This window comes from Veillonellales bacterium (assembly GCA_039680175.1).
GTDB lineage: Bacteria > Bacillota > Negativicutes > JAAYSF01 > JAAYSF01 > JBDKTO01.
On the sequence record JBDKTO010000103.1, the window covers coordinates 1 to 4,113 of the forward strand.

Annotated in this window: 2 protein-coding genes; both read left to right on the forward strand. The window is 38.6% G+C overall.

Translation table 11 applies throughout. The features are described 5' to 3' along the window. A partial coding sequence (locus ABFC84_16940) for a restriction endonuclease subunit S (protein ID MEN6414426.1) occupies window positions 1-1,517 on the forward strand: 1,517 nt, incomplete at its 5' end. Window positions 1,518-1,687: 170 nt separating this feature from the next. Further along, the gene (locus ABFC84_16945; GenBank protein ID MEN6414427.1) at window positions 1,688-3,793 is read left to right on the forward strand and encodes a DUF87 domain-containing protein; all 2,106 of its coding nucleotides are present in this window, start codon (window positions 1,688-1,690) and stop codon (window positions 3,791-3,793) included. The last annotated feature ends 320 nt before the right edge of the window (window positions 3,794-4,113 follow it).

Below are 4,113 nucleotides of genomic sequence, written 5' to 3' on the forward strand. Positions count from 1 at the left end.
ACGTGGGCGGCCGGGCAGGCGTGATCGTGCCGGAAGGGATCATTTTTCAGTCCAGCAATGCCTACAAAGCCCTGCGCAAAATGCTGGTGGAAGAAAACTATTTGGTTGCCGTCATTTCCCTGCCGGCTGGGGTCTTTAACCCCTACAGCGGGGTCAAGACCAGCGTCTTGCTGCTGGATAAGACGCTGGCACGCCGCAGCGAGAGTGTCTTGTTCGTGAAGGTGGCGGCGGATGGTTACGGGCTGGGCGCGCAGAGGCGCGAGATTGAGCCCAACGACCTGCCCGAAGCGTTGCGGCTGGTAAAAGCCTTTCAGGCCGACCCCGCGGCAGCCCTGCCCAAAGGCGGCCTGGCGCAGAAGGTGAGTAAGCGCCGGCTGGCGGAGGGCGGGGACTATAACCTCAGCGCCGAACGCTACCGGGCGAATGGGGTGGTGCGCAGCAAGTGGCCTATGGTGAGGCTGGGAGAGATTTTATCGCTTGAATATGGGAAACCATTAAAAGAAGCAAATCGCAGAGGAGGTGAGTATCCAGTATATGGCTCAAACGGGATTGTCGGATGGCATTCGGATTTTCTGGTAGAAGGACCATTCATCATTGTTGGTCGTAAAGGCTCCGCTGGTGAAGTTACTTTTTCGGAAAAAAGTGGTTATCCGATTGATACAACATTCTTTGTAAAATTGCTTGATAACCAGAAAACTGAACTTAAATTTATCTACCGTCTTTTGAAGTATGTAAACCTTGGCAGTGTGAACACTCAATCTGGCGTGCCTGGATTGAATCGTAACGATGCATACCAGATTGAAGTACCTTTGCCACCGCTTGAAATACAGCGGGATATTGTGGAAGAAATCGAAGGCTACCAAAAAGTGATTGACGGCGCCCGCCAGGTGGTCGAAAATTACAAACCCGTCATCCCCATCGACCCCTCCTGGCCAATGGTCAAGTTAGGAGAGTTGTGCGAGATAAAGGGTGGAAAGAGAATTCCCAAAGGTATGACATTTAGCAATAGGATCACAGACCATCCATATATAAGGGTTACTGATTTTCAAAACCACGGAATAGAAAGAAAAGGCCTTAAATTTATTGATGATACTGTTTTCAAGCATATTAGCCGCTACACCATCTCCAAGAACGATGTTTATCTTTCCATTGCAGGAACAATAGGTCTTGTAGGAATAATACCTAAAGATTTGGAAGGTTCAAACCTTACAGAGAATGCAGCAAAGTTGGTAATTAAATATCCCACGCACCTAAATAATCGCTATTTAGTTTTTTGCATAGCATCAGATTATGTGCAAAAACAAATAAATGTTCTCACCCATGCAGTAGGAGTGCCAAAACTTGCACTGGAAAGAATCAAACTTTTAGAAATTCCGTTGGCTCCAATCGAATTTCAGAATAAACTTGTTACAGAGATGAACCAAGAGGATGACTTAGTCCAAAAATGTCATGAAATAATTTCTCAATTTGAGGAAAAGATTACAGTTTTAATAGAACGAATCTGGGAAACATCTTAATGCCTGTCCCTGGTAGGATAATAATAAGTATGAAGTTGTAAACATGAGAAAATATTTCACAACTCACTCAGCAATTTTCTTGAAACTTTGTCTACCCATTGCACTTTCGGTAAAGGCAAGTTATTCGTTAGCCACGATTCAACATATTGCTACGTTAGGAGATTTTAAAGATGTCTGGGTTTTTAAAAAAAATATCTTTTGTCCTTAAAAATAGATTTGTCGTTTTGATATTATTTTTATTAGTAACAGCAATAATTCAATATATTTTTTGGGGAACTTTTCTTCCAAGTAATGAAAATAAAGATCTTTGGTTCTATTCCGGGATTTTTATGATTTTATTTTCGGTCTTATTTATTGAGCCCTATTATACATCCCCCAAAAATGTTATCACGAATGTTATTCCGCTCTTACTTGTTATACTTGCTATTAAAGACTCCTTTGTCAATGTGATACTTTGGTGGGCCGGAATGATTGTTTTGTCCTTGCTTCTTGCCGCATCAGTTATTGCCTTATCTTTAGACGATAAAAATGTAAGCCAAGATCATTGGAAAAACAAAGTGTCAGAATTTTTAAAAAGATATGTAGTTAGAATTGGCCAAGGAAAAGTACTTTATTCAGCTGCATTTGTCTATTTTTTACTCAATTATTATTCCATACAAAATTTATACACGTTAATATTATTCATTCTTTGGTTTTTTGTTTTATCAGTCGATCCAAAAAGTCTTCATACTAATCTCATTCCACCATACCCATCAGATGACAAATACCAAATAGGCGAAATATTTAGTGTTCAATCGAAAAAAATGTTTCTCGTCAAAGTTTATAGCGATAAGAGCATTCATAAATTTGACATTGTCGAATTCAGACACTCTATTCAAGATTCTAAAGAATTGGCAATAACAGGAATAGTCTTTGACACTTATCTTCTAAACCGAGAAAAATGGGGGAAAATTCTCCAGTTATCTGAACCACAACAAGTTACGGAAAGACTTGAAAAAGACATCGTATATAAAATTTCAAATAATGAGAAAATAAAACTTTTAACCGCGCAATTGCGAATTAACGATATTGTTGGAGTCGTTTCTGATAATTCGTGCATAGGAAAAATAAATTTCGAGTATTCAAAAAAGAATGATAATTTACAGGAAGGGGATTTGCTTGAACTAACGATTGGCAGTAATCGTATCTTCTATCAAGTGATTAATGGATACACTAAATTAGAAAAACTAGAGAATAAGGACGAAACAGGATATATTGAAGGAGTAGCTTTGCAGTTGGGGGAATGGAAGGACAGTGATATATCGTTTCAAAAATTTGGATGGGTTCCTTCAATTAACACACCAATATTCAAGGCTGATACATCAGATATTTCGATAAGTAGTATTACTTATCCACAATATAAGTTAGGTGTAGTTCCTGGTACACAGTTGCCGGCTGTAATTAATTTACGAGATGCAGTTAGCCATCATATGGCATTACTAGGAGTAACCGGAGCAGGGAAATCTTTCCTGGCCAGGGAAATCATCAAGGAAATTAAGAAAGATACCAAAGTAATCTGTGTCGATTTCAATAAAGAATTCGTTTCAACTATGGACCCCGTCCCCACAAACATAATTAGTGATGATCAAGCAAAATTGGTTTCAGAAAAAATTGATTGGATCAACAATGAATTGAATAAATTTTCAAATCAACAAGAGACAGAAAAAATTATTGCTGAGAAAAACGAAATAACAAGCATACTAAAAAAAGAATTTGAAACATTTTTGAGCGGTACAACTAGTGTTGCTGTTTTTGAGCTACCGGATGTCAGTAATACAACTGGTATTTTGGATTACACAAAATACTTCTTCAAGGTTCTTTTTGAGACGGTGAAAGAAAAACAAACGGCTGATACGCCAGTCAGACTTTGCGTTGTAATAGAAGAAGCTCATACTGTTATCCCTGAGTGGAATTTTACGGGAAGCAGTGACAAAAGTTCACAAGCATTAGTAAATAGCATTGGACAAGTTGCGCTTCAAGGTAGAAAATATGGAATTGGTTTTTTGGTAATAGCTCAGCGTACTGCAAATGTTTCGAAAACAGTATTAACCCAATGTAATACAGTAATTTGTTTTCAAGCATTTGATGAAACAAGTTTTAATTTCTTAAGTAATTATATCGGTAAAGATATGGCCCAAGCCCTACCTAATCTTAAGAAATTTCATGCTGTAATCGCGGGCAAAGCAGTAAAATCGAATATTCCGATGATCGTTGATTTAACAAGGGATATTCATTAACACTATATTATTTATCCACCGTTAATAAATGATGCAAAGAGTCAAGGGTAAAGGTAATCCCCCAACTCACGGGCTCCAAATGACCTATTTCAGGTAGACCACATGATTTCTTCTAATCTGAAAGATTTACAGTTTCCTCTATGAATAATTTTGGAAATATTGTATGAGCAAACATGAATTCCCACGAAAACCAAGAACCTGTCCGGTGTGTAAGTCCAAACGAATCGCAACAATCCTGTATGGATATCCCATATATTCTGAAGACCTGCAAAGGAAATTAGACAAAGGGAAGGTTACCATAGGGGGCTGCTTCATTACCG